4 protein-coding genes and 2 pseudogenes are annotated in these 4,411 nt (G+C 69.9%); 3 read left to right on the top strand and 3 right to left on the bottom strand.

Features of this window, described 5'->3' with window-relative positions:
• Nucleotides 1-398 (top strand): annotated as a pseudogene (locus VKG81_RS02350) (hypothetical protein); the annotation flags it as partial.
• A gap of 66 nt (nucleotides 399-464) precedes the next feature.
• Here VKG81_RS02350 and meaB read toward each other — a convergent pair.
• Both meaB and VKG81_RS02360 read right to left on the bottom strand, forming a co-directional pair.
• Nucleotides 465-1,394, bottom strand: coding sequence for a methylmalonyl Co-A mutase-associated GTPase MeaB (gene meaB / locus VKG81_RS02355; RefSeq protein ID WP_324389325.1), 930 nt, complete (start codon nucleotides 1,392-1,394; stop codon nucleotides 465-467).
• Between the two features lies 1 nt (nucleotide 1,395).
• Nucleotides 1,396-2,547 (bottom strand): thiolase family protein, encoded by a 1,152-nt coding sequence (locus tag VKG81_RS02360; RefSeq protein WP_324389327.1) that lies wholly within the window; start codon nucleotides 2,545-2,547, stop codon nucleotides 1,396-1,398.
• An 83-nt stretch (nucleotides 2,548-2,630) separates the two neighbouring features.
• Here VKG81_RS02360 and VKG81_RS02365 point away from each other — a divergent pair, with 83 nt between their 5' ends.
• Together VKG81_RS02365 and VKG81_RS02370 are read left to right on the top strand one after the other, a co-directional pair.
• The gene (locus tag VKG81_RS02365) at nucleotides 2,631-3,392 is read left to right on the top strand and encodes an SDR family NAD(P)-dependent oxidoreductase (RefSeq protein ID WP_324389329.1); all 762 of its coding nucleotides are present in this window, start codon (nucleotides 2,631-2,633) and stop codon (nucleotides 3,390-3,392) included.
• Nucleotides 3,389-4,165, top strand: a complete 777-nt coding sequence (locus VKG81_RS02370; protein WP_324389331.1) for an SDR family NAD(P)-dependent oxidoreductase — start codon at nucleotides 3,389-3,391, stop codon at nucleotides 4,163-4,165. Before VKG81_RS02365 ends, VKG81_RS02370 begins: the two co-directional genes overlap by 4 nt.
• A gap of 89 nt (nucleotides 4,166-4,254) precedes the next feature.
• Here the strand turns inward: VKG81_RS02370 and VKG81_RS02375 are convergent.
• A pseudogene (locus tag VKG81_RS02375) lies at nucleotides 4,255-4,411 on the bottom strand (enoyl-CoA hydratase/isomerase family protein); the annotation flags it as partial.

The raw sequence follows: 4,411 nt of genomic DNA on the forward strand, positions 1-4,411 counted from the left end.
CCAGAACGGATCCGTTTGAGAACAGATCAGTTCTGGAAAGAAAAATCGGATATCGAATCAATAGGGGTGCCACCATGCGCATTGGATTGAAACACATCACAGCAACGTTGGCGGCGGCCGCTGCCGCGGCAGCGGCCGCGGCAGCTATTGGCTCGGCACCGATGGCCACCGCCGATCGGACGCCGGTGCCGTCCCAGCCGGCGCCGACGACGGTGACGACCACGGTCACTACGGCGGCGGCGGCGCCGGGTCCGCAGGACAACCAGTCGTGCACCTCCGGGGCCACCGCGACCAAATGCGTGAAGAATGGCGACGCCGAGATCAACGCCTCCATTCCGGCGCCCTATTCGGGTCCCTACGCCATGTATGGTCCGTACTGGGGTGGCTCGGCCGGCTAGGTCCCTGGCGGTGCTCGTGCGCTGCTCGGTGTCGACGGCTGCGCGGAGTCTCCTGGTTCGACGCCGCTAGCCCGAGTGGGGAGTTGTGCGACCCGCTGTCTTCGCGCGCCCGCTGGAGTATTCGGGCGGCGTAGCGCCGCCGAGCAGTAGTTCGGCCGCGGTGTAGGCGTCGCGGGTGCCCTCGGCGACCGACGAGGCCAGCTGCTCGAGATCGGGATGGGCGCGCAGCCGGGTCTGCGCCAGCGACAGGATCTGGGCGCGCGCGCGAGCGATCCGGCGGGCACGGGTGTCGGCGCGATGGTGCGCGTCGATCGCGTCCATCAGATCGGTCACCCCTTCGCCGCGGTCGGCCACCGAGGTGAGGATCGGGGCATGCGTCTCGGCCCGAAGGTCGCGAACGGTCTGCTCGGCACCATCACGATCGGCCTTGTTGACCACCACGATGTCGGCGACTTCGAGCAGGCCCGCCTTGGCCGCCTGGACCGCGTCGCCGGCACCGGGATTGAGGATCACCACCGTCGGATCGGCCAGGGCGGCCACCTCGACCTCGGACTGCCCCACCCCCACCGTCTCCAAAAGCACTACGTCATAGCCGAGTTCGGCAAGCACGCGGACGGCCGCGGGCACGGCGGCCGCCAGCCCGCCCAGATGCCCGCGGGAGGCCACCGAGCGGATGAGCACACCAGGATCGTTGATGTGGGCGGCCATCCGGATGCGGTCGCCGAGGATCGCGCCGCCGCTGTAGGGCGACGAGGGGTCGACCGCGAGCACCGCCACGCGAAGGTTCCGCCCGCGATACACCGCGACGAGCGCCGCGATCGTCGTCGACTTGCCCGCTCCCGGCGGTCCGGTGATCCCGATCACCCGGGCGGTGGACCGGCCGAGGGCTGCCAGCACCTCGTCGCGCCGCGCGCTCTCGACGAGGCTCAGCAGCCGGCCCGCGGCCCGGGTCGATCCGTCTCGCGCCGATGCGATCAGCTCGTCGATGTCATGCATCTCAAGGAGCTGGAACCTCGATGACCGTGGCCGAACCCATGCCGCCGCCGGCGCACATCGCCGCCACGCCGATGCCGCCGCCGCGCCGACGCAGCTCGTGCACCAGGGTGACGAGCATGCGTGCGCCGGTGGCCGCGACCGGATGACCGAGCGAGCATCCGCTTCCGCTCACGTTCACCCGGTCCGGATCGATACCCAGCATCTTGATCGTGGCCACGCACATCGACGCGAACGCCTCGTTGATCTCGAACACGTCGACGTCGGCCAGCGAGATGCCCGCGCGCCGCAGGGCTTTGGGGATCGCGTCGACCGGCGCCAGCCCGGTGATCGCGGGATCGACACCGACCGAGGCCCACCCCCTCACGACGGCCAGGGCCGGCAGCCCCAACCCGTCGCTGGCCACCACCAGCGCGGCCGCGCCGTCGTTGGCGCCGCTGGCGTTGCCCGCGGTGATCGAAAAACCCTCGATCTCGGGGTGCAGCGGTTTGAGCGCGGCCAGCTTCTCCATGCTGGTGTCGCGGCGCGGATGCTCATCGACCGAGAACAGCCCGTGGGGAGTCTCGATCGGCACGATCTCCTCCTTGAAACGCCCCTCATCGATGGCCGCGACCGCCTTGCGATGCGAACCCAGCGCCCACGCGTCCATCTCCTCGCGGCTGACCCCGGCCCGGACCGCGGCATTCCAGCCCACGGTGATCGACATGTCCAGATTCGGCGCGTCGGGCCGGTCGGGATGCGTCGGCGGGAACCAGTCGACCCACTCGCCGTCGACCAACTTGCGCGACCGCGGCGACGTCGACGCCGAGTTCACCCCGCCGGCGATCACCAGCTGGTCCATTCCCGCCCGCACACTGGCCGCCGCACCCTGCACCGCGGCCAGCCCCGCGGCGCAGTGGCGGTTGTGAGCCAGCCCGGGCACCGACGTCAGTCCCGCCGTCAGAGCGGCATGGCGGGCCACCACACCGCCGCCGTAGAGCCCCTCGCCCAGGATCACATCATCGACCGGCAGGTCGACCGGCAGCGAGTCCAGCGCCGCGACCGCCTCGACGACCACATGCTCGGCCAGCTGATAAGCGTCGGTGTCGCGCAGTGTTCCCTTGACGGCGGTGCCGATGGGCGTACGCAGGGCGGACACGATGACGGCATCGGGCATAGGTGTTCTCCCCATATATTTCGTCCGGTGTGAGAATGTTATTCTCTCAGTCCGAGAGTACGCGTTGCAAGAAGGGGAACCACATGCAGATCGCCGGTAGCTCCGCGTTAGTCGTCGGCGGTGCGGGAGGCCTGGGTGAGGCGACCGTCCGTCGCCTGCACGGCTCGGGGGCGAAGGTGGTCGTCGCCGACCTCGCCGACGAGAAGGGCGGGGCGCTCGAGAAGGAGTTGGGTGTCCGCTACGTGCGGACCGACGCCACCAGCACCGACGACCTCAACGCCGCGATTGCCGAGGCGGAAGCCCTGGGGCCGCTGCGGATCTCGGTCGACACCCACGGGGGACCGGCCAGCGGCGGGCGACTCGTCGGCAGGGACGGCTCGCCGCTCGACCTCGAGGGTTTCAAGACGACCATCAACTTCTACCTGACCGCCGTGTTCAACGTGATGCGGCTGTCGGCTGCCGCCATTGCGCGGCAGGAACCCGTCGAGGGCGCACGCGGCGTCATCGTCAACACCGCGTCCATCGCGGGCTACGAGGGCCAGGTCGGCCAGCTGCCGTATTCCGCCGCCAAGGGCGGTGTCATCGGCATGACCCTGGTCGCGGCTCGCGACCTCTCGCCCCTCGGCATCCGCGTCGTCACGATCGCTCCGGGCATGTTCCTGACACCGGCGTACCCCGTGCCGCCCGAACAGCTCGAGGCGCACTGGGGACCGCAGATCCCCTACCCGAAGCGGATGGGCCGGCCCGCCGAGTACGCGACGATGGTGGCGAGCATCGTCGAAAACGACTATCTCAACGGCGAAGTCATCCGCCTCGACGGAGCGCTGCGGTTCCCACCGAAATGACCGGCGTGCTCGCGGGCAAGGTGGCCTTCGTGGCGGGGGCCAGCCGCGGGATCGGCGCGACGGTGGCCGCCGCGCTCGCGCGAGAAGGCGCGGCCGTCGCGGTCGCCGCGCGCTCGGAGCACGAGGGCCGAATGCCCGGCACGATCGGTTCGGTCGCCGACGGGATCATGGCGGCGGGCGGGGCGGCGCTGCCGGTGCCCTGCAACGTCGCCGACGAGGAGTCGGTGCACAACGCGGTCGCGGCCACGGTTGCCGCGTTCGGCGGCATCGACATCCTGATCGCCAACGCCGGTGTGCTGTGGCTGGGTCCGATCGAATCGACGCCGCTCAAGCGGTGGCAGCTGTGCCTGGACGTCAACCTGACCGGCGTGTTCCTGGTGACCAGGGCCGTGATTCCGCATGTGCGGGAGCGGGGCGGCGGCTCACTGGTCGCGGTGACGACGACCGGGGTCGGCATGACGAACAAGGGCGCCAACGCCTACTGGGTGTCCAAGGCGGCCGTCGAACGCCTCTATCTCGGGCTGGCGTCCGACCTGAAGGGCGACAACATCGCGGTCAACTGCCTCAGCCCGTCCCGTGTCGTGCTGACCGAGGGCTGGCTGGCCGGCGGCGGCGGGGTCCAGATTCCGCCCGAGATGGTGGAACCCCCGGAGGCGATGGCCGATGCCGCCGTGCTGCTCGCCCGCCAGGACGCGCGCGGCATCACCGGAACCGTGCAGCGCTCGGAATCGCTAGCGATGAGCGCTTGCGCGAAGAGCACAAGGCGGCGATGAGCGCTTGCGCGAAGAGCAGAAGGCGGCGATGAGCGCTTGCGCGAAGAGCAGAAGGCAGCGATGAGCGCTTGCGCGAAGAGCAGAAAGCTCTATTTCGGCGCGTTGAGCCGGGTGACGATCGCGCGGAAGTCCTCGGTCGAAAACGACTGCTCCTCGGCGGTGTTCGCGTAGTCGAGGGTCGCGAGCACGGCCTTCTCGAGGTGGATGTTGAGCAGCCGCTTGGTGGCCTCGACGGCCTGGCGCGGC

The sequence above is a fragment of the Mycobacterium sp. genome (assembly GCF_035314905.1).
Classification (GTDB): Bacteria; Actinomycetota; Actinomycetes; order Mycobacteriales; family Mycobacteriaceae; genus Mycobacterium.

Bases quoted from the DNA above. Each gene is read 5' to 3' on its own strand.
- meaB (WP_324389325.1), bottom strand. From the start codon at position 1,394: ATGCATGACATCGACGAGCTGATCGCATCGGCGCGAGACGGATCGACC.
- VKG81_RS02360 (WP_324389327.1), bottom strand. From the start codon at position 2,547: ATGCCCGATGCCGTCATCGTGTCCGCCCTGCGTACGCCCATCGGCACC.
- VKG81_RS02365 (WP_324389329.1), top strand. From the start codon at position 2,631: ATGCAGATCGCCGGTAGCTCCGCGTTAGTCGTCGGCGGTGCGGGAGGC.
- VKG81_RS02370 (WP_324389331.1), top strand. From the start codon at position 3,389: ATGACCGGCGTGCTCGCGGGCAAGGTGGCCTTCGTGGCGGGGGCCAGC.